The organism is Wolbachia endosymbiont (group A) of Dendrolimus pini, from assembly GCF_964026835.1.
Classification (GTDB): Bacteria; Pseudomonadota; Alphaproteobacteria; order Rickettsiales; family Anaplasmataceae; genus Wolbachia; species Wolbachia pipientis.
In genome coordinates, this window is the sequence record NZ_OZ034702.1 from 666,965 (window position 1) to 687,905 (window position 20,941).

The 20,941-nt window shown below is 35.6% G+C and carries 25 protein-coding genes and 1 pseudogene; 22 read left to right on the top strand and 4 right to left on the bottom strand.

Going from position 1 to position 20,941, the window contains the following annotated elements; genetic code table 11:
• Both AAGD66_RS03265 and AAGD66_RS03270 read right to left on the bottom strand, forming a co-directional pair.
• Positions 1-810 carry an ATP-binding protein gene (locus AAGD66_RS03265; RefSeq protein WP_264374897.1) on the bottom strand — a complete coding sequence of 270 codons (810 nt, stop codon included), beginning with the start codon at positions 808-810 and terminating at the stop codon, positions 1-3.
• A 54-nt stretch (positions 811-864) separates the two neighbouring features.
• A complete protein-coding gene (locus AAGD66_RS03270) occupies positions 865-1,359 on the bottom strand; it encodes an RNA polymerase sigma factor (protein ID WP_264374896.1) in 495 nt (164 codons plus the stop codon).
• A gap of 231 nt (positions 1,360-1,590) precedes the next feature.
• Between AAGD66_RS03270 and AAGD66_RS03275 the strand changes: the two genes are divergently transcribed.
• The 4 genes from AAGD66_RS03275 (at position 1,591) to AAGD66_RS03285 (ending at position 4,429) form a co-directional block, all read left to right on the top strand.
• Positions 1,591-3,666, top strand: a complete 2,076-nt coding sequence (locus AAGD66_RS03275) for an AAA family ATPase (RefSeq protein WP_341814557.1) — start codon at positions 1,591-1,593, stop codon at positions 3,664-3,666.
• Between the two features lie 118 nt (positions 3,667-3,784).
• Entirely contained in the window at positions 3,785-4,150 is a 366-nt protein-coding gene (locus AAGD66_RS03280) for a transposase (RefSeq protein ID WP_264374894.1), read from the top strand.
• A 20-nt stretch (positions 4,151-4,170) separates the two neighbouring features.
• The gene (locus AAGD66_RS07000) at positions 4,171-4,281 is read left to right on the top strand and encodes a hypothetical protein (RefSeq protein WP_406721094.1); all 111 of its coding nucleotides are present in this window, start codon (positions 4,171-4,173) and stop codon (positions 4,279-4,281) included.
• The gene (locus AAGD66_RS03285; RefSeq protein WP_264374893.1) at positions 4,253-4,429 is read left to right on the top strand and encodes a hypothetical protein; all 177 of its coding nucleotides are present in this window, start codon (positions 4,253-4,255) and stop codon (positions 4,427-4,429) included. The genes AAGD66_RS07000 and AAGD66_RS03285 overlap by 29 nt, the downstream gene beginning before the upstream one ends.
• A gap of 1,081 nt (positions 4,430-5,510) precedes the next feature.
• Here AAGD66_RS03285 and rhuM read toward each other — a convergent pair.
• Positions 5,511-6,144: pseudogene (gene rhuM, locus AAGD66_RS07005) on the bottom strand (RhuM family protein).
• Positions 6,129-6,410, bottom strand: coding sequence for a hypothetical protein (locus AAGD66_RS03305; RefSeq protein WP_238580394.1), 282 nt, complete (start codon positions 6,408-6,410; stop codon positions 6,129-6,131). The pseudogene rhuM and the gene AAGD66_RS03305 overlap by 16 nt, the downstream one beginning before the upstream one ends.
• Positions 6,411-7,062: 652 nt before the next feature.
• On the opposite strand from AAGD66_RS03305, the gene AAGD66_RS03310 reads away from it, so the two are divergent.
• The 18 genes from AAGD66_RS03310 (at position 7,063) to AAGD66_RS03395 (ending at position 20,941) form a co-directional block, all read left to right on the top strand.
• Positions 7,063-7,521, top strand: a complete 459-nt coding sequence (locus AAGD66_RS03310; protein WP_341814515.1) for a Holliday junction resolvase — start codon at positions 7,063-7,065, stop codon at positions 7,519-7,521.
• 103 nt (positions 7,522-7,624) lie between these two features.
• Entirely contained in the window at positions 7,625-8,845 is a 1,221-nt protein-coding gene (locus tag AAGD66_RS03315) for a DNA modification methylase (protein WP_341814514.1), read from the top strand.
• Positions 8,846-8,862: 17 nt separating this feature from the next.
• The gene (locus tag AAGD66_RS03320; protein ID WP_341814513.1) at positions 8,863-9,342 is read left to right on the top strand and encodes a hypothetical protein; all 480 of its coding nucleotides are present in this window, start codon (positions 8,863-8,865) and stop codon (positions 9,340-9,342) included.
• Positions 9,342-10,823 carry an ankyrin repeat domain-containing protein gene (locus AAGD66_RS03325; RefSeq protein WP_341814512.1) on the top strand — a complete coding sequence of 494 codons (1,482 nt, stop codon included), beginning with the start codon at positions 9,342-9,344 and terminating at the stop codon, positions 10,821-10,823. The genes AAGD66_RS03320 and AAGD66_RS03325 overlap by 1 nt, the downstream gene beginning before the upstream one ends.
• Complete coding sequence (locus AAGD66_RS03330; RefSeq protein ID WP_341814511.1) at positions 10,820-12,646, top strand: phage terminase large subunit family protein; 1,827 nt, start codon at positions 10,820-10,822, stop codon at positions 12,644-12,646. The genes AAGD66_RS03325 and AAGD66_RS03330 overlap by 4 nt, the downstream gene beginning before the upstream one ends.
• A complete protein-coding gene (locus tag AAGD66_RS03335) occupies positions 12,639-12,863 on the top strand; it encodes a gpW family protein (RefSeq protein WP_230609214.1) in 225 nt (74 codons plus the stop codon). The genes AAGD66_RS03330 and AAGD66_RS03335 overlap by 8 nt, the downstream gene beginning before the upstream one ends.
• A gap of 53 nt (positions 12,864-12,916) precedes the next feature.
• Positions 12,917-13,558, top strand: coding sequence for a glycoside hydrolase family 25 protein (locus AAGD66_RS03340; protein ID WP_341814510.1), 642 nt, complete (start codon positions 12,917-12,919; stop codon positions 13,556-13,558).
• Entirely contained in the window at positions 13,552-14,967 is a 1,416-nt protein-coding gene (locus AAGD66_RS03345) for a phage portal protein (protein WP_341814509.1), read from the top strand. Before AAGD66_RS03340 ends, AAGD66_RS03345 begins: the two co-directional genes overlap by 7 nt.
• Positions 14,967-15,980: a S49 family peptidase gene (locus AAGD66_RS03350; RefSeq protein WP_265024422.1), complete on the top strand. Its 1,014-nt coding sequence runs from the start codon at positions 14,967-14,969 to the stop codon at positions 15,978-15,980. Before AAGD66_RS03345 ends, AAGD66_RS03350 begins: the two co-directional genes overlap by 1 nt.
• A 145-nt stretch (positions 15,981-16,125) precedes the next feature.
• Positions 16,126-16,497: a head decoration protein gene (locus AAGD66_RS03355; RefSeq protein WP_265024421.1), complete on the top strand. Its 372-nt coding sequence runs from the start codon at positions 16,126-16,128 to the stop codon at positions 16,495-16,497.
• Between the two features lie 24 nt (positions 16,498-16,521).
• Complete coding sequence (locus tag AAGD66_RS03360; RefSeq protein ID WP_265024420.1) at positions 16,522-17,526, top strand: major capsid protein; 1,005 nt, start codon at positions 16,522-16,524, stop codon at positions 17,524-17,526.
• Positions 17,526-17,837: a hypothetical protein gene (locus AAGD66_RS03365; protein WP_265024419.1), complete on the top strand. Its 312-nt coding sequence runs from the start codon at positions 17,526-17,528 to the stop codon at positions 17,835-17,837. The genes AAGD66_RS03360 and AAGD66_RS03365 overlap by 1 nt, the downstream gene beginning before the upstream one ends.
• 19 nt (positions 17,838-17,856) lie before the next feature.
• Complete coding sequence (locus AAGD66_RS03370; RefSeq protein WP_406833414.1) at positions 17,857-18,351, top strand: phage tail protein; 495 nt, start codon at positions 17,857-17,859, stop codon at positions 18,349-18,351.
• On the top strand, positions 18,348-18,821 hold the full coding sequence (locus AAGD66_RS03375) for a hypothetical protein (protein WP_341814548.1): 474 nt from the start codon (positions 18,348-18,350) through the stop codon (positions 18,819-18,821). Before AAGD66_RS03370 ends, AAGD66_RS03375 begins: the two co-directional genes overlap by 4 nt.
• Positions 18,808-19,272, top strand: a complete 465-nt coding sequence (locus tag AAGD66_RS03380; RefSeq protein WP_265024417.1) for a phage baseplate assembly protein V — start codon at positions 18,808-18,810, stop codon at positions 19,270-19,272. The genes AAGD66_RS03375 and AAGD66_RS03380 overlap by 14 nt, the downstream gene beginning before the upstream one ends.
• A complete protein-coding gene (locus tag AAGD66_RS03385) occupies positions 19,269-19,523 on the top strand; it encodes a PAAR domain-containing protein (RefSeq protein WP_226080738.1) in 255 nt (84 codons plus the stop codon). Before AAGD66_RS03380 ends, AAGD66_RS03385 begins: the two co-directional genes overlap by 4 nt.
• Positions 19,507-20,598, top strand: coding sequence for a YhcG family protein (locus AAGD66_RS03390; RefSeq protein WP_265024416.1), 1,092 nt, complete (start codon positions 19,507-19,509; stop codon positions 20,596-20,598). The genes AAGD66_RS03385 and AAGD66_RS03390 overlap by 17 nt, the downstream gene beginning before the upstream one ends.
• 7 nt (positions 20,599-20,605) lie before the next feature.
• Positions 20,606-20,941, top strand: a complete 336-nt coding sequence (locus tag AAGD66_RS03395) for a GPW/gp25 family protein (protein WP_265024678.1) — start codon at positions 20,606-20,608, stop codon at positions 20,939-20,941.

Consider the following 20,941-nt stretch of genomic DNA (forward strand, 5'->3'; position numbering starts at 1 on the left):
TTAAATAATAGGAGCCAAGGTTTTGGCTTTAATTTTCGCAAGTAATTTACCCAAATGAGGTTCTTCAACCATATTCAGGCAGCCACTGCGATCTTTAGCAGGGTATCCCCAAGTATTAATAGTCTGACAGACAAATGAACGTCTCTCTGTACCATCATCTTTCTTGATTCCAACCATACTGATTACTTCGTCAACTATCCCAGGAATTTCACTTGCGGTTTTAGCACCTTCACATTGAGGTAGCCAAGTTGGACGATTGCAGTCATCGAGATATTGACCTAATGTGCCAACTATGATGATGTCTTTGTCTCTGATATGTTGAAACTGATTGAGCCAGGCCATCATTTCTTGCGCAAGTAATCCATAGGCAGCTCTTTTGTCTTCTTTTCCCGATCTATCAGAAAAACACTCAGGTTGCATTCTTGCCCATAAAAGACATAAACGTGATGCAACAGTTATACTATCAATGAAAATACATCGATATTTAGAAACTTCAGAAAGAAGATCTTTGTACTTGCCAGATACATGCTCATAGTGTCTTTGACTATATGCTTGATCAGGTTTTAATGCAGGATTAGGACCACCAATTAGGCAAGCAATGTCTCTGGCCTCATTCCAAGTGCGAATCTCAGTTGAATCTCCTTTCCAGTCTTGTACAGCTAGAAGTCCTGCTTCAAAATCAAGGCAAAGTGTTGTTGATTCATCGAGGGTTTTGAGCAGACTGGTTTTGCCGATCCCATAAGGTCCAAAGATTACTACCTTCACACCTGTGATCAGTTTTGCTCTTTCTTTGCTGTTTATTATTTTCATGCTTTTACCTTAATTTGCCACTATATATAAATTCACCAAATTTCAAAAAACTGTTCAATTTTTCTTATGCTTTTTTCTGCAAACAGGTGCAAATTTAGATCGCATTTTCTTGAGTATGTTATACAAAGTAGTCCGTGATATATTGTTCATATCTGCAACTTCAGCAATGCTGTGGTGTTTTAATTGTTCACATAAAACTTGCCACTTCTTTGGTAATTTTGAAATAATTTGCTCAACATCAATACGTAGTATCGCTTCATCTTCAAAACAGTAACTTTCCTGTTGCACATTATTTTCAAGTTTAGGAGTAGTACGTGAGTGTTTACGGACTAGATTATTAATACGATTTTTAACAACTTGCTTAGCAAAAGTTGAAAGACTGCCCTTAGTTTTATCATACTGATCTATGCATGAAAGAAACTCACAGAAGAGGTCTTGTTCTATGTCTTCAATATCTTGATCAGTAAGCGATTTATAATATTTTGCGTAAAATTTTATTAAATTAACAACTTTAGGATCAATACCTGAATAAGAGTTTCGAGATTTCATAAGATGTGTCCTTAAATGAAAGACTTAAGGATGAAACTTTCTTAGTAAATATTGTAGGACATGAAAAAAATACCTCAGACAATCGTGAGTTTTTTACCCTCTGAAAACCTGGAATCTTTTTTCAAACCTCAGACACTCAAAACTTTGATCAGACAATGCACCTACGAACTGAACAGTTTTTGTAAATCCGGTGAATATATAGAACAAGACTTTCAACTTACAGGTAATTTCATGAGTGATTCATACAATGTTCAAGAACTTAAAGCACAACTTCTATTAAACTTAAGATCTTGTCTTTTGTACTTGCTACCTAACGGAACTTTTCACAAAAATGAGTTTCAAGTAGGTGATATATGGGGTAATAAAGGAAAAAGTTTAAGAGTAGAACTAAGTGGCAGTAGAGCCGGGTTATGGAATGATTTTGCAACTGGAGAAGGTGGTGACATTATCGACCTTTGGGCAGCTGTACATAGAAAGAATGCAAGGACAGAGTTTCCTGAGGTAATAGCTTCAATAAGTGAATGGCTCGGAAATAATAAAAAATACAGAGAGAAACAATATGTTGATGAAGACTTTGAGAAATTCATTACCCAAAGTTGGAATTATTATGATGAAAATGGTCAGGTGATTGTAAAAGTTTATCGTTCTGATCCTCCTGGAAAGAAAAAAGTATACAAGCCTTTTGATATCAAACAATCTAAGTTTGCATCACCAGAAATAAGGCCTCTATATAATATTCCAGAAATCTTAAAGTCTGATAAAATTGTTCTGGTGGAAGGGGAAAAATGTGCAGAAGCTCTGATAGAGAAGGGAATAACTGCAACAACAGCGATGTCTGGAGCAAATGCACCTATTGAGAAAACTGATTGGACTCCGCTAAAAGGTAAACACATTATTATATGGCCAGATAATGATGAAGCAGGTAAGAAATATGCTAAAAATGCTGAAAAAAAGCTTTTAGAAATCGGAGTTGAATCACTTGTTGTTCTTAATATTCCACAAAATAAAACAAAAGGCTGGGATGCTGCTGATTGTGTAGAGGAAGGAATAAATGTTAAAGAATTTTTAGCTTCAACTGCACTTACTACTAATACTCTAAGTACAAAAAGTTTGATTTCATTTTCTGCAAGGCAATACTTTAACGATAAATCACCGATGCCAGAAGATATAGTTGCTCCTCGAATTTTAACTCCAAGTGGACTTTTAGTGTTTGCTGGAGCACCTAAAGTAGGAAAAAGTGACTTTTTAATTTCTTGGCTAATTTACATGGCAGCAGGAGTTCAATTTCTTGATATGGTACCTAAAAGGCCTTTGAGGATCTTTTATCTTCAAACTGAAATTGGCTATCACTATATGCGTGAACGTCTACAGCAACTAAAAATCAATGAAGAACTGCTTGAGATTGCTTTGGATAACTTAGTCATTACACCTCAAACAAAGCTACTCTTAAATGATGATAGTATAGATGAAGTTCTTGGTGAAATAAAGAAATCATTTGGTTCAAATATCGTTGATGTTATAGCTATTGATCCACTACGTAACGTTTTTGATGCTGGCGAGAACAGTAGTGAAAATGATAACAATGCTATGCTATTTTTCCTGCAAGAAAGAGTTGAAAAATTGAGAGCGTTAGTTAATCCGAATGCAGGAGTCATTTTAGTACATCACACGAAGAAGATGCAAAAGAAATCATTAGAAGAAGATCCTTTTCAGAGTTTCAGTGGTGCTGGTTCGTTAAGAAGCTTTTATACTACAGGAATGATAATGTTTAAGCCAGATGAACGGCAAAGTAGTCGTCAACTGATGTTTGAATTACGTAATGGTCATGCTATTCCATCAAAATGTGTTGATAAAATCGATAACTGCTGGCAAATACTTGATTATGAGTCACAGAGACTGATACATAAAGATTATGGACAAAAATTAGATGCAGAGCGTTCTCGTAGATATGATATTATACTGCAATTAATTTACGACGAGGCGAGAAATAGAGGGAAAGTATATACAATCAATACATTCTGTGAGGTATTTGAAAATAAAGCAGGTCTTGGTAGTAAAAACTCCATTCGTGAACGCATTGATGTTCTTGCTGCAAAAGGTTACATTAAGTTTAACAGGAATGATAAAAATGCTGAAAGAAGTAAGTATGGGATACTTTGTGTTGAAGATATGGAAAAGAAAGTTACAAACCAACTAAATAAGGATATTACAGTATATGAGAAGATTTTACCAACCGATTATAAATCGCCAGAATATGGCAGTATTATGCCAGTTGAAGATTCAAACATTTGGCTTTACTATAATTAGATCTCTTCTATATCATTTACAGTAATAAGGTTACTTACGAAGTATATTGATTATCTCAGAGCCTGTCTTCAAACTAAGTAGAAAGGAGATAAGAAGTGTGTTATAAGATATATTTAAAATGTATCCAAGCGATATAAGTGACAAAGAATGGAAGATAATAGAGCCATATTTTGAACCTAAAAAGACCGTTAGAGCAAGAAAACATAATATTAGAACAATTATTAACGCAATCCGCTATGTGATGAGAACAGGATGTCAATGGAGACAACTACCTAAAGATTTTCCACCATGGAAAGCCTTGTATAGTTGTGATTCGCGCTTGAAAAAAAGTGGAATATGGCAAGAAATTCACGATTTTCTAGTTAAAAAAGTAAGAAAAATAATTGGTAAGAAAGAAACTCCATCGGTAGGAATAATTGACAGTCAATCAGTAAAAACTACTCAAAAAGGGGATCCAGAGGGTATGATGCTGGCAAAAAAATAAAGGGCAGGAAACGCCATATTATTGTAGACACTGCAGGTCTTGTAATTACTGCTGAAGTACACAGAGCAAGCATTCAAGATCGTGATGGTGCTCTAAATCTTTTTGCTCAAGCTAAGTGCAAATCTACGTAAGTTTTTTGCTGATCAAGGATATATGGGTAAATTACAAAACCGCTGTTTATTGGAAACTGGATGTTTGTTAACGATTACCAAGAAAGTAGTTGATACAGGATTTCAAGTTATTCCTAAGCGTTGGATTGTTGAAAGAACTTTTGCCTGAATTTTAGACGCATGAGCAAAGATTACGAGCATTCTCCTCTTACCTCAAAAAACAATATTTTCTTTAATATGATCACTATTATGCTTCACAAATTAGCCTATTCTTGAGTTTGAAGACAGGCTCTCAGACTCCAGAACTCTTCAGTCTTGGCAGAATCTGGTGCAGTTTATGAGATCTGGTACTTTCTGGTAGTAAAAAAATGCTAGATTTTCAATGGTTTAATGGTTGACAGATTTCTGAGCTGTAATCTGGTTTAGGTGGCAAAAAGCTTAGGAGTATTGAGGAGTTTTGACCAGTCTCCAGTTTCCAAAATTTCCTATTATTATATAATAATAATATAGTAGTATGACTTTAAAACATACTACTCTGTTCGGTTACTAACCAGTCTACAATAATAAGCTATGGATACGTATAAAGCTCTCTTTCAAAATTATCTGATAAAACAAATGAACCGTAATTGGATTTTAAAGCGATTCTACAACCTCAGGGTACAATTATACCACCAAGACCTAAGTTACTCACGTAGGGTAGCTTAAAACTCGATTATGAGGCATTTCTAAGTTATTTCTTGCTTTAAAGTTTTACTTGTTATAAAAAAACCCTTATCGTACCCTATCACGCTTTTTATTCGTTGTAAAACATTTTTTTCAAAAAAGTGAAAAGTTTTTGTAATTTAGGTGAAACAAGAGCTGGTTTTGGAGGTCTTATTGAGATATAACGACTTTTATCTAAAATTCTTAAGTTGAGTCTTTAGGTAATCTCTATAAATAATTTGTAAATGAAGCTAAAGGAAAAAAGTTGCTGCCATAAACATAAGCTATGGAGCTCGTAAACTGCTTAAAATGGAGACAAAGATCTAAATTTATTTATTTACGTCTCCAATTTTATCTAGTATAATGGAGACAAAATTTCTACTATATTATTGGTAGATAAAAAGCAGAGATATGGGGCTTTGTAAAGGGTGGGGACAATTTTTCACCCCCCTTGAAATTAAAATAAAAGCAAGATGTCAAACACAGATAGCTCAACTACAAGCTTGTTTTTGTTGTAGTTATTTTCTCACTTTCTTTACTTGCTTTAATTAATTCATCAAAATCAGATTCATGTCTGTACAACTCTGGTATTCTCCTTCAGCTAGGGCTTTTGCAACTTCAGCACTAACTTTACCAGCATCTTTAAGCACTTCATAATCATTGAACAATAAAAATGCATCCAATTTTTCAACCCAATTCTGCATTTTCATTAGCCGATGCTTTCTTGCTTGAAGTTCCGCATAATCTAGATACATCGAAACAATATGATTTAGTTCACTCAACTCTTTTTCAGTCAAGTAGTTTTTTGCAATCACTCTTATGAATCTTGCTGCCATGACCATCTTTCCATGTAGTTAGCCCCATATTTGGTTTTTTGTGGTCAACTCGAGAGCTCTGCTGCAGTCAGGCCATCAATATAATTTATTCTGTACTTTTGCATAAAATTGTTTTGTTATTTCTGAATTTGGATCATAGTCTGCAGAGCATTCAGCATAAATGTCGGTAATCTTCTGGTAAAACCTACGTTCGGAGGCTCCTGATTTTTTCAAGTAATTCATTGAAGTAGTCTTTGCCAAACTTTGGGCCATTTTTTAGCCGTTCGCTATCTAATACAAATCCTTTGATCTTCAAAACTTTTGTAGCTCGTACTCTGAATAATGTTAGAATTAACTCGATAACCAATAGCTATCCAAATTATAAAATTGTGTAGGGTACTGTTTACCATCTTCAGCAGTATTCCGGAAAATCCGGATAACTGAATCTTTATCTAACTCTTGACTAGCAAATATGTTCTGTAAATGCTCACTAATTGTTCTAATATTAACATCAAACAACTCCGCCATTCTTTTTTGTGTAAGCCAAATGTTTTCATCTCGATACAAAACATCAATTCTCACATCTCCATCTGGAGTTGTATATAATAAAATTTCGTTTTCATTTATTATCATATCTACTCTACCTTACTTCAAATAGCATATAGGTTATTTGTAAAAAAGACAAGCAACTGTAAAACTCTAAAAATAGAGAACTATCTACTTTATTCTTTAGCTGGTAAGCAGTTTTGAAATTATTTTAACTTTTTTTCAAAAAATCCCGGAAAAAGTAGTAAGAAATCCGGTATATATATATTATAATAGAAGGGCATTGATGCAGTTTGTGGATGCGCTTCAAATACAAAAACTTTAAGTGTCAATCCGAAACTCGGCAAACAAACATTGAGTAGATTTGTATTTTTTTAGATAAGGTAAAAACTTCGTTTTAAAGCTAGATGTGATTTTATAGATAATTAACAACAGCAATTCACCAAAGAACGCACGTAGTACCCTCTAAAATTTAATTAAATAGCATTTTCGGTAATCTTACTACTGCAGAACAAATCTCCGTTTAAGTCTAACACGATTTTTATCCTTTGCAAAAAAAAAGTGAACAGTTTTCGTAATTTTGGTGAATATATATAACAAGAAAACAACTTTCTGCAGTAGCACATGATTCTCGAATTTCCGTTGTTGGCCAACAAAAACCTATGAATTGCTAATGTATTTTGCAGAAACCAAACGATATTTTGGAATCAGTGCTACTTATAGTTTTAAATTATAGCAAATGTCAATCCTAACACTGGACCTCGGCAAACAAACGGGCTGGGCAATTCTAACAGATGGAATAATTGAAAGTGGGAGCAAAAGTTTTCATGGTAGCCGTTTCAGTGGAGGTGGCATGTGCTTCTTGAATTTTCGTAATTGGCTTAATTCTTTGAAACATGAGTTCACTGCAGTGTATTTTGAAGAAGTGAGAAGACACCTTGGAACTGATGCAGCCCATTGCTATGGCGGTTTTCTTGCCGTTCTATCTGCTTGGTGTGAAGAGAACAATATTCCCTACCAAGGTGTTAATGTTAAAACTATCAAACGCTTTATAGCAAGCAAAGGTAATGCAAGTAAGAGTGAAGTTATTGAAGCGATACGTGAAAAAAGTTTTTCACCTAGAGATGATAATGAGGCCGATGCTTTGGCATTAATGTTCTATATTAGTAAAGATATTAATAAGATGAAAAATCCATAAAAAGTGGGTCCTTTCGGCCATATTGGCGGGTTTGGTGGGTTCGACCCCAGGCCTTCTTTAGCGTCAGAGATATTTTGAATATTAACTTTTTAATTATTAAGATATGAATTTAGCAATCCACTACTATCCTGTTGAAAACCTCGTCGAATATAAGCGTAATCCTCGTAAAAATGATGATGTAGTAAATAGAATGTGTGCTTCAATCAGGGAATTCGGCTTTCGTATACCAATAGTTGCAAAAAGCGATGGAACTGTGGTTGATGGTCATTTAAGACTTAAAGCAGCAAGAAAACTTGGTATGGAAAGTATTCCTGTTGTTTTAAGTGATAATTTAAATGAACCACAAACTAAAGCTTTTCGATTACTGGCAAATCAATCAGCTAATTGGGCAAAGTGGGATGATGAGCTTTTGAAAGTAGAAATTCAAGAGTTAGAAGATTTACAGTTTGATCTTAAAATGACTGGATTTGAATTAGAAAAAGTTCAACATTTCCTTGATGATTTAGATAGTGAAAAAGAAGATTTTTCTGACTTGGTTGGTGATGAAAAAAGGGTAGAAATAACAAAACCAGGTGATCTTTGGATTTTAGGTGATCATCGAATCTATTGTGGTGATAGCTCTGTAGTTGAATCATATAAAGCGCTGTTAGATGATAAAATGGCAGACATTACTGTTTGTGATCCTCCATATAACGTTGATTATGGTAGCAGTCAAGAAAGAGAGGATAAAAAGATACTAAACGATAATCAAGGTGAAAAGTATGAGCTTTTTCTCTATGATATTTGTACTCATATTTTAGCATATACTAAAGGTGCAATTTACATCTGTGCATCATCATCAGAGTTTTCAACGTTGCAAAAAGCATTTGAGGAAGCGGGAGGAAAATGGTCAACTTTTATCATTTGGGCGAAGAATCACTTTACGCTAGGAAGATCAGATTATCAAAGACAATACGAAGCAATGCTTTATGGATGGAAAAGCGGCAATAAACGTGAGTGGCATGGCGGTAGAAATCAAAGTGATCTGTGGTTTTATGATAAGCCAATACATAACTCACTGCACCCAACAATGAAGCCAGTAGAGCTAATGGAGAGAGCAATAGTAAACAGCAGCAGATCAGGAGACATAGTACTTGATCCATTTAGCGGTTCTGGAAGTACACTGATTGCATGTGAGAGAACAGGAAGAATTTGTAGGACAATAGAGCTAGATTCAAAATTTGTAGATGTAACCATAAAACGTTGGCAAGTATACACGGGAAGAGATGCAATTTTAGCCGGTACTGGCAAAACCTTTTCAGAGATTCAAGAAGAAACCTCGTAAAAAATAGGCAAAAAAAAGTGAAAATCACGCAAACAGAATGGGCAAGAGAGATAGGAGTATCAAAGCAATATGTCTGTTATTTAGTAAAAAAAGGAATAGTTAAGTTGGAGGATGGTTTGATCAATAGAGAGCAAGCAAATGAAGCAGTAGCGGCAATAAGAGATCCAAGTCAGCCACTGAGGAGGAAAAATCCAGAAAACGAAAATACAAGTAACCTTTCCACGATGTTGCTAAAAACGCGAATAAAAAATGAGATGGAACGTGGTAAATTGCTTGAGGCAAAAGCTAAGGCTGAAATAGGAGAACTTGTAGCAGTAGAGGAAGTAAAGCGCGATGCATTTAACGTAGCAAGAGTTGTCCGTAATAATTTGCTTAATATTCCAAATAGAGTTTCAGCACTGCTTGCATCACTGAGTGACACTGAAAAGATTCATATGGCGCTAACCGAAGAGATTACAAACTCATTACAAGAATTATCTAACGCTAAATTTGAATAATGTCTGCTAAGTTAAGTTTAGAATTAATAAAGTGCCTCATTAATCAACCTGGATTAGATGTTAATGTCAGAGGATCAAACGGAAAGACACCACTGCATTATGCAGTAGAAATTAACGAGCTTAGTATGGTTGCACTCTTACTGAACAGGAAAAATATTAATCCACTGATCGCTGATGATGATGGTAAAAGTGCGCTTTCTTGTGCAAGAGAAGAAATATTACAAGCACTAATCAATCATAAATATGGATCAGAGGGAGATAGCTTGCTTCACTTAGCTGCGATGTTGAATGAAGCAAATGCTGTAAGATTTTTACTTAACAAAGGAGTTAATGTTAATGAGCAGAATGCTTTACTACATACACCATTACACTTAGCGGCAGGAGCTGGACATGAAGAAATAGTAGAAATTTTAATTAGAGAAGGAAACGCGGATAAGGATGTTCTTGACGTGAGAAATCATGCAGCAATTCATTATGCAGTAAACAACAAGAAGCTAGGAGTAGTAAAATTACTTTCAAATCTTGGTGCGAATGTCAATATAGCTGGTAGCGGCAGAAATGCAATGAAATTATCTTCTTTGCACGTAGCTATAAGTAGTAGTAATTACGACGAAAGGGACTTATGTTTAGATATTGTAAGATGCTTAATAAATGTTCCTAATGCTGGGGTTAACTTACAAGATTATGAAAATAAAACGCCACTACATTATGCTGAAAGGCTGAAAACAATAGAAGTTTTACTAACGCGAGAAGATATAGACCCTTTAATTAAGGATGATAATGGCAAGACACCATTTTGTTATGCAAAAGAAGCAAATAGATTAGATATAGTAAAGATTTTAGCAAGTAATAGATACGGAGCTGATAAAAACAGTTTGCTTCATTTAGCTGCCAGAAAAGGATATGAAGACCTAATAGACGGTATTCTTGGTGAAGGAGTTGAAATAGATGCTGTAGATGAGAGTGGAAAAACGGGAATTTATGTTGCTGCAAAGCATGGTCACTTTAACGTAGTAAAGTTGTTGCTAAAGAGAGGAGCAGATGCCACGGATGTTTTTCAGTATGCAATAATAACGAACAACGCAAAATTAATAAAATTACTGAGCAAAGAGAAGGAAATAGTGCTATTTGGAAGACAGAAGAACTTTCCAACATTTCATTTATTGAGCAATAAATATTTTGAAGAAAGGAAAATAGCAGACAAAAAAATAAAGAAATATATCAATATCGTCTGTGTTTCTATAACAGTATGTGCAATAGTGATAGTGGGAATTTACCCTAACATTATAGCTGCGGTAATGGTGGGAATAGTTGCGTTCATAGCTGCAATAACAATGAGTAATTTAACTCAGAAGTACATAGAAGAAGCACTTGAAAAGAAAATGTTTATTGAACTTGAAAGTGAGAAAACAAGTGAGTGCAGTTCTATTTTAAGTGATGTTGAGGTATCATCTAATGATGGTGAAGAGCTAGCGATATGATATATGCTACATCTTTTTCTGAAGGTTTAAAGCCAGATCCACTACTTAAAGTGTCAGAGTGGGCGAATGAGTATCGAGTTTTAGCGCCAACTGCAGCATCAGAGCCAGGGAAATGGAGAACAGAGAGAACGCCATACCTTAAAGAAATCATGGATTCACTATCTCCGTCTTCAACTGCAGAAAAAGTAGTATTCATGAAAGGAGCGCAGATTGGAGGAACAGAAGCTGGTAACAATTGGATAGGCTATATCATCGATCAAACACCAGGTCCAATGCTAGTAGTACAGCCAACAGTTGAAATGGGAAAACGTTGGTCGAAGGGAAGATTTGCACCGTTAATAGAGAGTACGCCATGTTTAAAAAATAAAGTAAAAGACCCAAGGTCAAGAGATTCGGGCAATACTGTGCAAAGTAAGGAATTTCCAGGTGGAATAGTAGTAATAACCGGAGCAAATAGCAGTGTAGCACTGAGATCTATGCCAGTAAAATATCTCTTTCTTGATGAAATAGATGCCTACCCAGGAGATTCAGGAGGAGAAGGAGATCCAGTACTGCTTAGTATTGCTCGAACTAATACATTTGCACAGCGAAAGATTTTTTTAGTATCAACACCAACAATTCATGGAATAAGCAGAATTGAGAAAGAATTTGAAGCAACAGATAAGCAGTACTTTTTTGTACCATGTCCGTATTGTAATTACTATCAAGTTCTAAAATGGTCACAAATTAAATGGGAAAACAACGACTCAAGAACAGCACATTATGTCTGCACTGAATGTAGCGGCAAAATAGAAAATCATCAAAAGACAGAGATGCTTGAGCGTGGAGAATGGAGACCTACTAATAGAGTAAAAGGTGAGAAAAAAGGATTTCATCTTTCAAGTCTTTATAGTCCAGTAGGCTGGTATAGCTGGACTCAAGCAGTAGAAGATTTTCTTCATGCAAAAGAAAGTGAACAATTACTAAAAGTATGGATAAATACTACGCTTGGAGAAACCTGGGTAGACAAAGGAGAAGTACCAGATTGGAAGCAATTATTTAACAGGAGAGAATTTTTTCCCGTAGGCACAGTACCTAGGAGAGAAGTGGTGCTTACTGCAGGAGTAGATGTCCAAAAAGATCGTTTAGAAGTAGAAGTTGTAGCATGGGGAAAAAGCCGCGAAAGTTGGTCAATAGAATACCGAGTATTTGAAGGTGATACTGGAAGAGGAGAAGTATGGGGAAAACTCTCTGAGCTCTTAAATCATCATTTTATCGGTGAAAATGGTCTTGAATACATGATAAGTATGATGGCGGTTGATGCTGGGTATGCGACACAAGAAGTATACAATTGGGTAAGAGGTCATCAAGGCTCTGGAAGAGTAATGGCAGTGAAAGGTGTAAATAAAGCTCTAGTACCACTTAGCAGCCCAAGTAGAGTAGATATAACAGTTGGTGGTCAAAAGCTAAAAAGAGGAATAAAGCTCTGGCCAGTGGGAGTATCGATTTTAAAGTCAGAACTTTTTCAATTACTTAATGTTTTAAAGGACGGTGAAGAAGCTCCAGCAGGATACTGTCATTTTCCCGAGTATGCACCTGAATATTTTAAGCAGCTAACGGCAGAGCAATTAGTCAGCAAAGTAGTAAAAGGTTATACCAAACAAGAGTGGCAAAAGGTAAGAGAAAGAAATGAAGTACTAGATTGCCGAATTTATGCGAGAGCTGCATCTATTGCGCTTGGAATCGATCGATGGCCAGAGAGTAAATGGAATAGTTTGAGTGGGAAAATGGAAAGTAAAAAACCTAAAAAAGTAAGACAGAGTAAGTGGTTGAAAAATGTATAACGAAGAGTATTTGTTTCAAGTTGAACAAGCAATAAAGAAGCTGCAAAGCGGAGAGCGAGTAGTATCAATTGCATATGGTGACCATGTTGTGAGATATGCTGAAGTGCAAATAAACGATCTTTTAAACTTAAGACAAAGAATCAAGGCTGAGCTCAAGGTTGAAGGTCAAAAACCAAAAAGAAAGATTGTTATTTCAACGAATAAAGGAGTGGTATGAGAAGTTGCATGATAGAAAATGGATACCCAGATTTTCTAGAGCATTTGAGGTATATGATAGCTACCGCTACACCAGGTATGCTTATAAATGCAGTAATAGATTTGTCGCACTGGAATCAGGAGATAGATTTTAGATTAACAAAAGAAGATGGCATAGTAGGCATAATTCACAAAGCCACCCAGGGGGTAAAGTACGTAGATCCTGAATATACAAAAAGGAAAAAAGCCGCTGAAAAAGAGGAATTGCTTTGGGGTGCATACCATTTTGGTGTCGGGGAAAAAAGCGGCAAAGACCAAGCTGAGCATTTTCTCGAAACAATTGGTGATAGTTCAAATATATTGTTAGCCCTTGACATTGAGGAAAACAAAGATGGAAAAAGCATAATGCCAAAACAAGCAGAGGACTTTGTAAATAGGGTCTATTTAGTAACCGGACGTTTGCCGTTAATTTATGGAAGCCCTAGTTTTCTCAAGGATTTTGCCACCCCAACTTTAACAGAATGTCCACTATGGTTAGCAAAATGGGGAACAAAACTGACATTACCAATAGGATGGAGGAACTGGACTCTATGGCAATATACCGACGGTCAAACAGGAGCAAAGCCGCATGAAGTAGAAGGAATCGGAAAATGTGACAGAAACAAATTTAACGGAACTTTGAAAGAATTAAGAGAATTTTGGTTATCAGGATGTTAAAAACCTTCAAACAATTATTTGGTAAGCCAAAAATCAAAAGTTCTGCATGGGATGCAGCAGGCTCAGGAAGAAGGGTAATGTATTGGCAAGGAGAAGCAGGAAGCATAAATAATTTGCTTTCTCAAAGCCTTGAGCACTTGCGTAGCCGCTCTCGTGATATGGTAAGAAAAAATCCATATGCAGCAAATATTATTGATACAATAGTAAGTAACTCTATTGGAACAGGAATAAAACCGCAATCAAAAGCAAGAGATGGAGAATTTCGAAAGAAAGTACAAGAATTATGGCTAAGATGGACAGATGAAGCAGATAGTAACGGAGTAAGTGATTTTTATGGATTACAAGCTCTAGTATGCAGAAGTATGATAGAGGGAGGAGAATGTTTTATACGTTTAAGAACGAGAAAGCTAGAGGATAGATTTTCTGTACCATTACAACTGCAAGTACTTGAGTCTGAACATTTAGAAAATAAAACAAATAAAACTTTAGCAAATGGTAATGTAATAAGAAACGGGATTGAGTTCAATAGACTTGGGCAAAGAGAAGCATATTACTTATTTAGAGAACATCCAGGAGAAGGCTCATTTGGAGAATCAGTGAGAGTACCAGCAAACGATGTTTTACATATCTATAGACCACTAAGACCTGGGCAAATTAGAGGAGAGCCATGGCTTTCTAATATACTGCTAAAGCTTTATGAACTTGATCAATACGATGATGCAGAATTAGTGAGAAAAAAGACAGCAGCAATGTTTGCTGGATTTATTACGAGACTCGATCCAGAAGCAAATATCATGGGAGAAGGTGAAAGTAATGAGCAAGGAGTAGCACTATCTGGCCTGGAACCTGGAACAATGCAGCTTTTAGACCCAGGAGAGGACATAAAATTTTCAGAGCCATCAGATGTTGGAGGAAGTTATGAAGCATTCATGAGACAGCAACTGAGGGCAATAGCAATAGGTACAGGAATAACATATGAGCAGCTAACAGGAGATTTAACAGGTGTTAATTACTCATCAATCAGAGCTGGATTAATAGAGTTTCGTCGTCGATGCGCTATGCTGCAACACAACATTATAGTATTTCAGTTTTGCAGGCCAGTATGGAGTAGATGGCTAGAGTTAGCAGTACTTTGTGGAGAACTGAGTATAGATGAAAAAGTAGTAAAAGCAGCGAAAGAAGAAGTAAAATGGATACCACAGGGATTTGATTGGGTGGATCCACTGAAAGACCAGCAAGCACAGCAAATGGCAGTAAGAAATGGATTTAAGAGTCGAGCAGAAGTAGTATCAGAAATGGGTTACGATGTAGAAGAAATTGACCAAGAAATAGCAGAAGATCAAAAGCGAGCTAATTCTTTTGGACTTTGTTTCGATTCTGATGTTAATCATAAAAGGGAAGGAAGGTGATGTGGATAAATAAACCAGTAATGGTAGAGAGAAGAAGCTTTGAACTACTATCATTATATAACAGCAAACAACCTATCTTTAAGAACTTAAAGCATTTTCATATAAACCCAAAAGGAATAGCAATAATACGTATTTATGGAGTTTTGACAAAAAAAACAGAAGCTTTTGATCATATTTTAGATATGACTTCGTATGAAAATATTCATGAAGAGATAGAGAGTGCTTTAGGAGATAAAAGCATAGAGACGATTCTACTTGACATAGACAGTCCAGGAGGGGAAGTAAACGGTGTCTTTGACCTAGCTGATTTTATTTATGAATCAAGAACAAAAAAGAGAATTATTGCAATAGCAAATGATGATGCATATTCTGCTGCATATGCTATAGCTTCTAGCGCTGAGAAGGTATTTGTGAGCAGAACTTCTGGTGTGGGCAGTATTGGAGTAATAGCAAGTCACATAGATCAAAGTAGGTTTGATGAAAGGCAAGGTATTAAGTACACCACAATCTTTGCTGGTAGTCGAAAGAATGATTTAAACCCGCATGAGCCAATGACGTCTGAAAGTCTGGGAAGCTTACAAAAAGAAGTAGACCGACTATATGAAATGTTTGTGCAGCTGATAGCAAGGAACAGAGGTCTTTCAATTGAAAAGATTCGATCAACAGAAGCAGGGCTGTATTTTGGCGAGAAAGCAGTAGAAATAGGTCTTGCAGATGGAGTTACAACATTTTTTGAATTTATCAACAATCATAAAAGTAGGAGTGTTAGTATGACAACTATTGAGGAGAACTGTCGTAGAGAAATTTTAGAGATAATAAGATTATGTAATGTATCAAAGATGCCAGAAAAGATAGGAGAATTTATAGAGCAAGGCGTAAGTGTTGAGCAAGCACGGGAAGTTTTAATGGAGTTACTTGCAGAGCGAACGAAAAAGACAGAGATACTGAGTGCAATACCGCGGAATTCGCAGGAAGATTTGATGACACAGGTAGCAAGAAGTCGTAGGAGTTAAAGTATTTTTATAACCGCCGTATATAGTGCTCTGCGGTAAATAAGTGTCCAAAATGCGCCATAATGGCTAATTATAAGGTAATAACCGCGGTGTATAGCAATTGTAAACGCGGCGGTAAAAAAATAAAAAAAGGAGAGAAAAAGACATGATAAGTATAACTGAAGGAAATAATTTAGGCGATCTTCTGAAATATGAAGTGTCCAACCTATATTCAAGAGACCAAATAACAGTAGCTAAAGGTCAAAATCTTAAGCTTGGTGCAGTAGTTGCCAAAAAGACGGAAGATGGTTTTATTAGAGTACTTAATCCTGCTGGAACAGATGGCACACAAACAGCAATAGGTGCAATAGTAAGTGATGTAAATGCGACAGAAAATGCCAAAGCAGTAATTATTACTCGTGGTGCAATACTAGCAGATCATGCAGTTGTGTGGCCAGCAAATATCACTGAAGAACAGAAAGCTGAAGCAATAAAGCAACTTGAAGCACGAGGGATCATTATCCGCAAGGGAGTTTAACTAAAATTAATAAGGAGAAAAAGAATGCAAAATCCATTTACAAATACAGCATTTAGCATGACAGCGCTAACAAATGCGATAAATATATTGCCGATAAATTATGGACGAGTTGAAAATCTAAATTTATTTCCAACTAGGTCAGTAAGATTTAGACATATTACCATAGAAGAACACAACGGAGTTTTAAGTTTATTACCAACACAAGTTCCAGGAGCACCAGCAACAGTGGGAAAACGAGGAAAACGGAAAATAAGAACATTTACGATTCCACATATTCCTCACGATGATGTAGTGTTACCAGAGGAAGTACAGGGAATAAGGGCATTTGGATCAGAGAGTGAACTTAAAGCGCTGGCAGACGTAATAACTGACCATTTACAGCTAATGAGAAACAAGCACGCAATAACATTAGAGCATTTGCGAATGGGAGCGCTGAAGGGAATAATTTTAGATGCTGATGGGTCAGAATTATTAAATCTGTACAACGAATTTGAAATCACACCAAAAGTAGTAAATTTTGCACTAGGAACTGCAACAACTGATGTAAAGCGTAAGTGTCTGGAAGTACTCCGGCATATAGAAGATAACTTAAGTGGTGAATATATGACAGGAGTACATGCCTTGGTAAGCCCTGAATTTTTTGATGCATTAACTTCGCATAGTAAAGTGAAAGAAGCATATGAAAGATGGCAAGAAGGAGCAGCGCTAAGGAATGATATGAGATCAGGATTTACGTTTTGTGGAATCACGTTTGAGGAATATAGAGGGCAAGCAACTGATCCTGAGGGAAATGTAAGAAGGTTTATAGAAAGAGAAAGTGGAAACTGTTTTCCAGTAGGAACAGCAAGCACATTTACAACATATTTTGCACCAGCAGATTTTAATGAAACAGTGAATACTCTTGGACAGCCACTCTATGCAAAACAAGAGCCAAGAAGATTTGATAGAGGAACTGATTTACATACGCAGTCGAATCCATTGCCAATGTGCCATCGTCCGGGAGTTTTGGTAAAAATTAGTTCTAGTTGATGAATATAGGAAAATTATTGGAAGATTGTTTTGAGCATTTAGGAGTGGAAGCCACATATTGTAATAAAAATAAGGAGGGCATTCGTAGAATAAAAGTGCTAATTAAACGTCCTGAGAGTACGTATTCTCTAGGTGCAGATGGAGCATTAACTCAGCAAATTGCTTCTATAGAAATACGTGATCAGGACGTTACTTCCTTTAGCATAGGTGATTATATCAAGATTGAAAAAAGGTTCTACAAGATTTTTGAACCACCGTTAAAAGATTCTTCGAGTGAAATATGGAAAATTGAGGCAATAGAAAGTGTTTGATATTAAAATTAGTAACAATATTAATGAAATAGTCTACAATATTGACGAAAAAGAGCAGAAAGTAAAACTGGCAGCTATAAAAGCACTAAATAGAACAGCACTATGGTTAAAAGCGCAAGCAGCTAAGGAAATCAGTGAGGAAAAGAAGATAAAATTAAGTTTGATAAGAAAGAGATTAAGAATTTTTAAAGCAAAAACAAGCAGATTAGAAGTGTTAATTAGAGCAAATCTCTACGACATTAGAGCATCGACAATTGGCAAAATACAAAAAACAAGAAGAGGATCGAAAGTAGGAAAGCATGAGTTTATAGGAGGATTTGCAGCAGTTATGCCAAAAGGAAATAGCGGTATGTTTAAACGTGAAGGAAGAGCAGCATTGCCAATAAAGGAAGTTAAATTGTCACTCGAACCTGAGGCTTCAAGGATAATAGGGAATCTTGTTAATTATGAGGTTGAGAAAGTATTTACAAAATTTTTTGAACGTGAATTAAGTTATATTACAGGAAGTGTATGAATTTTAAAGATTTGCATAACGCAATTTGCACCACACTGAAGAAAGAAATACCAGCAATACAGACATGTGAAATTTATCCATCGATAAGAAAGGAATTAGTAGCGCCAGCGGTGTTTGTGGAACTTAGCGGATTTGAAAAAGGACATGATCCTGGAACAGAAGAATTAGCGCTGAAAGCAAGATTTGAAGCGAGGATTGTGATTGATAGCACAATAGAAAATGCAGCTATTATTGTCAGGTCATTAGCAGCAGAAGTAGCAAAAGTAGTAGATAAAAATACTTGGAACGTAAAAAATGTTTCACCAGGAGAATTTATCTCTGCAGAAGTTGACGGATTTAGACCCGAATTAGATGCATATTTGGTGTGGATGGTTGATTGGAGTCATCAGCTTCATTTAGGTAAATCGATATGGACAGAAAATAAGATTAAGCCACATACGATTATAATAGAAGAAAATGTTAGAGAGTAATTTTGCTATTTCAGAGATGCAAAGAAAGTTAGCAAACATTGTACGAATAGGAGTTGTAAAAGAAGTAGATTATGAGAAAGCAAAAGTAAGAGTGAAGATAGGAGAACTTTTAACAGATTTTCTTCCATGGATAACTTCTAGAGCAGGAGAGGAAAGAAGCTGGCTACCACCAAGCATAAATGAACAGGTAGTAATATTGTCACCATTGGGAGAGTTATCATTAGGAGTAGTACTAGCTGGAATATATCAGCAAAATTATTCTGCTCCAGAGAATAGTGAAATGATTAACAGTTTAGTATTTCAAGATGGAACAAAGTTATTGTATGACAAGGAGAGCAAGAATCTTGAAATTTCTGTAGTGGATAAATTAAATTTCAAAGTAGGAAAATCAGAGATAGAAATGACAAAAAGTGGAATCAAACTGAAAGCAGAAAGGATCGACTTAAATTGAACAAAGGAATAGTGAGGTTAGGAGACTGCTGTGGAGAAGCTATACCACATTTCTGCATTAGCGGCAGTAACAATGTTTTTGTAAATGGTAAGCCAGTTTGCCGAAAAGGAGATAATTTTACAGAAGGTAGAGTATTAATTGAAGGATCAAAAAAAGTGTTTGCAAATGGCTATAGTATAGGAAGAGTTGGAGATTCAATATCTTGTGGTTCTAAAGTAATAAGTGGTAGTAGTAATGTTTTTTCAGGATAAAAATAAACCATCTGCTATACTTACCAAAAGTAAAGTTATGAATATGGAGATAACTACTAGCCTATTAGGAGACATTAGTAATTTAATAGATAGAGCAAAGAATCATCTTTCTGTTCAATTCAATTCTACTCTAGTATTGTTAAACTGGGAAATTGGCTCCAGAATTGATCAAGATATTCTAAAGCACAAACGTGCAGATTATGGGAAGCAAATCATCTCCCAACTTGCAAAAGAACTTCAGATTAAATATGGACGTGGTTTTGATAGAGCGTCATTATTTCGTATGGTGCAATTTTCTAAATTCTTTTCTGATCAAGAAATTGTCGCGACACTGTCACAACAATTGAGTTGGTCACATTTTGTAGAAATTATTGCAATTTCTGATGAGCTGAAGCGTAATTATTATATAGAAATGTGTCGTATTGAAAGGTGGAGTGTTAGAGCACTACGTAGTAAAATCGATACTATGTTGTATGAACGTACAGCGCTAGCAAAAAAACCTGAAGAGTTTATAAGAAGGAGTATAAAAAATTTACGTGAAGAAAATATGTTAGCACCAGAATTCATTTTTCATGACCCATACTTCCTTAGCTTCATGGAATTGCCATCAAGTTATAGTGAGACTGATCTAGAAAATACAATCTTGGATGAATTGACAAAATTTTTACAAGAGTTTGGGAGTGATTTTTGTTTTGTAACACGTCAAAAAAGGATGAGTACTAAAACAACTGACAGGTATTTGGACCTGCTATTTTTTCACAGAGGATTAAAACGTCTTATAGCAATAGAACTAAAAATAGGTCGCTTTGAACCAGCTTATAAAGGACAGATGGAATGGTATTTAAATTGGTTAGATAAAAATGAACGAAAAGCAGGTGAAGAAAAACCGTTAGGGATTATTTTATGTGCTGATAAGGATCAAGAGGATATAGAATATCTTGAACTCGAAGGCTCTAATATTCATGTTGCACAGTATTTAACACAGCTTCCTTCTAAAGAAATTCTTGAAAAGAAGTTGAGAAAGGCTATTTCTATAGCACGTGAAAAACATGCAAGTATTAAGTCAGAGCCATGAAAAATATATGAGAGGAATGGATGCTAAAACAGGAAAAGCGTTAGAAGGAATAGAGCACTTAAAGCAATCGATAATTGATATACTGACCACTCCAGTAAACAGTAGAATAATGAGGAGAGATTATGGCTCAAGATTATTTGAATTGGTGGATAAGCCAATAAATAGAGATTTAACTTTGGAAATCTATTCAGCAACAGCAGAAGCACTGGGGAAATTTGAGAAGAGATTTAAGTTAGAAAAAGTAAAGATTGCTGAAGCTAAAGAAGGAAAAATGACTCTTGTACTTGAAGGTATGTATCTTTCAGAAGGCAAATTCATAGGTATTAGTGGAGTAGTTGTTTAG

Coding starts and splice junctions, on each gene's coding strand:
- AAGD66_RS03265 (WP_264374897.1), bottom strand. CDS start 810: ATGAAAATAATAAACAGCAAAGAAAGAGCAAAACTGATCACAGGTGTG.
- AAGD66_RS03270 (WP_264374896.1), bottom strand. CDS start 1,359: ATGAAATCTCGAAACTCTTATTCAGGTATTGATCCTAAAGTTGTTAAT.
- AAGD66_RS03275 (WP_341814557.1), top strand. CDS start 1,591: ATGAGTGATTCATACAATGTTCAAGAACTTAAAGCACAACTTCTATTA.
- AAGD66_RS03280 (WP_264374894.1), top strand. CDS start 3,785: ATGTATCCAAGCGATATAAGTGACAAAGAATGGAAGATAATAGAGCCA.
- AAGD66_RS03305 (WP_238580394.1), bottom strand. CDS start 6,410: ATGATAATAAATGAAAACGAAATTTTATTATATACAACTCCAGATGGA.
- AAGD66_RS03310 (WP_341814515.1), top strand. CDS start 7,063: ATGTCAATCCTAACACTGGACCTCGGCAAACAAACGGGCTGGGCAATT.
- AAGD66_RS03315 (WP_341814514.1), top strand. CDS start 7,625: ATGAATTTAGCAATCCACTACTATCCTGTTGAAAACCTCGTCGAATAT.
- AAGD66_RS03325 (WP_341814512.1), top strand. CDS start 9,342: ATGTCTGCTAAGTTAAGTTTAGAATTAATAAAGTGCCTCATTAATCAA.
- AAGD66_RS03330 (WP_341814511.1), top strand. CDS start 10,820: ATGATATATGCTACATCTTTTTCTGAAGGTTTAAAGCCAGATCCACTA.
- AAGD66_RS03335 (WP_230609214.1), top strand. CDS start 12,639: ATGTATAACGAAGAGTATTTGTTTCAAGTTGAACAAGCAATAAAGAAG.
- AAGD66_RS03340 (WP_341814510.1), top strand. CDS start 12,917: ATGATAGCTACCGCTACACCAGGTATGCTTATAAATGCAGTAATAGAT.
- AAGD66_RS03345 (WP_341814509.1), top strand. CDS start 13,552: ATGTTAAAAACCTTCAAACAATTATTTGGTAAGCCAAAAATCAAAAGT.
- AAGD66_RS03350 (WP_265024422.1), top strand. CDS start 14,967: ATGTGGATAAATAAACCAGTAATGGTAGAGAGAAGAAGCTTTGAACTA.
- AAGD66_RS03355 (WP_265024421.1), top strand. CDS start 16,126: ATGATAAGTATAACTGAAGGAAATAATTTAGGCGATCTTCTGAAATAT.
- AAGD66_RS03360 (WP_265024420.1), top strand. CDS start 16,522: ATGCAAAATCCATTTACAAATACAGCATTTAGCATGACAGCGCTAACA.
- AAGD66_RS03365 (WP_265024419.1), top strand. CDS start 17,526: ATGAATATAGGAAAATTATTGGAAGATTGTTTTGAGCATTTAGGAGTG.
- AAGD66_RS03375 (WP_341814548.1), top strand. CDS start 18,348: ATGAATTTTAAAGATTTGCATAACGCAATTTGCACCACACTGAAGAAA.
- AAGD66_RS03380 (WP_265024417.1), top strand. CDS start 18,808: ATGTTAGAGAGTAATTTTGCTATTTCAGAGATGCAAAGAAAGTTAGCA.
- AAGD66_RS03390 (WP_265024416.1), top strand. CDS start 19,507: ATGTTTTTTCAGGATAAAAATAAACCATCTGCTATACTTACCAAAAGT.
- AAGD66_RS03395 (WP_265024678.1), top strand. CDS start 20,606: ATGAGAGGAATGGATGCTAAAACAGGAAAAGCGTTAGAAGGAATAGAG.